The organism is Bacillus sp. mrc49 (assembly GCF_002803435.1).
On record NZ_PHNG01000583.1, the window covers coordinates 1 to 1,216 of the forward strand.

Sequence of the window (1,216 nt, forward strand, 5' to 3'; positions counted from 1 at the left end):
CATTGCGGAAGATTCCCTACTGCTGCCTCCCGTAGGAGTCTGGGCCGTGTCTCAGTCCCAGTGTGGCCGATCACCCTCTCAGGTCGGCTACGCATCGTCGCCTTGGTGAGCCATTACCTCACCAACTAGCTAATGCGCCGCGGGCCCATCTATAAGTGACAGCGTAAACCGTCTTTCCATCTTCTCTCATGCGAGAAAAGAACGTATCCGGTATTAGCTCCGGTTTCCCGAAGTTATCCCAGTCTTATAGGCAGGTTGCCCACGTGTTACTCACCCGTCCGCCGCTAATCTTAGGGAGCAAGCTCCCGTCGATTCGCTCGACTTGCATGTATTAGGCACGCCGCCAGCGTTCGTCCTGAGCCAGGATCAAACTCTCCGAAGAAATGTTTGACTTGCTCATTTGCTTTTTTGATAGTGTGTGCTCACTTAAAATTTAACGTTGGCGCTTTGTTTTGTTCAGTTTTCAAAGAGCAATTAAACTCTGGTAAAGAGTCAACTTTTATATCTTAACAAAACCTTTTTGGTTTGTCAAGGATTTTTTGGTGGAGCCTAGCGGGATCGAACCGCTGACCTCCTGCGTGCAAGGCAGGCGCTCTCCCAGCTGAGCTAAGGCCCCGTAAATAATGGTCGGGAAGACAGGATTCGAACCTGCGACCCCTTGGTCCCAAACCAAGTGCTCTACCAAGCTGAGCTACTTCCCGATAAAAATATGGTGCGCCCGGCGGGAGTCGAACCTACAACCTTCTGATTCGTAGTCAGATGCTCTATCCAATTGAGCTACGGGCGCATATTAAGTTTAGATGGTGCCGAGGACCGGAATCGAACCGGTACGGTAGTCACCTACCGCAGGATTTTAAGTCCTGTGCGTCTGCCAGTTCCGCCACCCCGGCATAAATAAATAGTGGAGCGGAAGACGGGATTCGAACCCGCGACCCCAACCTTGGCAAGGTTGTATTCTACCACTGAACTACTTCCGCTAAACATGCGGGTGAAGGGACTTGAACCCCCACGCCTTGCGGCGCCAGATCCTAAGTCTGGTGCGTCTGCCAATTCCGCCACACCCGCATAATAAAAATGGTGAGCCATGAAGGATTCGAACCTTCGACCCTCTGATTAAAAGTCAGATGCTCTACCAACTGAGCTAATGGCTCATATATACTATTTATATATGCTTATTAAAGCTTGTACGAAGATGGTGCCGGCAAGAGGACTTGAA

Annotated in this window: 7 tRNA genes and 1 rRNA gene; all 8 read right to left on the reverse strand. The window is 50.5% G+C overall.

The annotated features are described in order from the left end of the window. Window positions 1-382, reverse strand: a 16S ribosomal RNA gene (locus CVN76_RS06050); the annotation flags it as partial. Between the two features lie 158 nt (window positions 383-540). Beyond that, window positions 541-616 (reverse strand) — tRNA-Ala (locus CVN76_RS06055). Between the two features lie 8 nt (window positions 617-624). Then, a tRNA-Pro gene (locus tag CVN76_RS06060) sits at window positions 625-701 on the reverse strand. A gap of 9 nt (window positions 702-710) precedes the next feature. Next, a tRNA-Arg gene (locus CVN76_RS06065) sits at window positions 711-787 on the reverse strand. A 14-nt stretch (window positions 788-801) separates the two neighbouring features. After that, window positions 802-890 (reverse strand) — tRNA-Leu (locus tag CVN76_RS06070). A gap of 12 nt (window positions 891-902) precedes the next feature. After that, window positions 903-977, reverse strand: a tRNA-Gly gene (locus tag CVN76_RS06075). Between the two features lie 6 nt (window positions 978-983). Continuing rightward, a tRNA-Leu gene (locus tag CVN76_RS06080) sits at window positions 984-1,065 on the reverse strand. Between the two features lie 10 nt (window positions 1,066-1,075). Continuing rightward, window positions 1,076-1,151, reverse strand: a tRNA-Lys gene (locus CVN76_RS06085). Between the last annotated feature and the right edge of the window lie 65 nt (window positions 1,152-1,216).